This window comes from Microbacterium sp. BF1, assembly GCF_019279095.1.
Taxonomy (GTDB): domain Bacteria; phylum Actinomycetota; class Actinomycetes; order Actinomycetales; family Microbacteriaceae; genus Microbacterium; species Microbacterium maritypicum.
Genome location: NZ_JAGYWT010000842.1, coordinates 1 through 594, shown reverse-complemented (window position 1 = coordinate 594; position 594 = coordinate 1). Strand labels below are relative to the sequence as shown.

1 protein-coding gene is annotated in these 594 nt (G+C 70.5%); it reads left to right on the top strand.

Features of this window, described 5'->3' with window-relative positions:
• Positions 1 to 148 precede the first annotated feature (148 nt).
• A partial coding sequence (locus KZA10_RS17120) for an HtaA domain-containing protein (protein WP_308289710.1) occupies positions 149 to 594 on the top strand: 446 nt, incomplete at its 3' end.

Below are 594 nucleotides of genomic sequence, written 5' to 3'. Positions count from 1 at the left end.
CGCGTGCCGACCTGAGCGACGTCCTTCCCGTGCGTCCGTAGCGCGACCGTGCGGACAGGGTCGGCGGAGAGGGCGTCGGCCTTCTGACGGGGGCATCGCGAAGGGCGGCTGGACGCTGACCGACGTCGCCTACCGGTACCCCGACTACGTGTGGGAGAACGGCGTCGGTTCGTTCGACGACAAGACCCTCGCCGGCCTGGTCTCGTGCGGCGGGAGCATCACGTTCACCGGTCACGACGGCGCGCTGAACACGACGCTCGCGAACGCCGGTGTCGAGCTCGCCGGAGAGAAGGGCTATCTCGTCTTCGACGTGACCGGCACCACGCAGGGCGGCGAGAGCATCGACCAGAAGGGCGTGCGTCTTGCAGAGTTCCCCCTCGGCGATGCGGCCGTGGTCGACGGTGTGTTGACGCTCGACGCGATCCCGACCACGCTGACAGAGGCCGGCGCATCCGCGTTCGGCACCTACGCCGCGGGTGAGGAGCTCGACCCGGTCACCGCCGTGATCCCGGTCGGCGCCGACTGCGGCGTCGCCGAGGAGAAGCCCGACTCCGACTCCGCGGCGACCGCAGTGGTGACCACCGCGAACGAGCC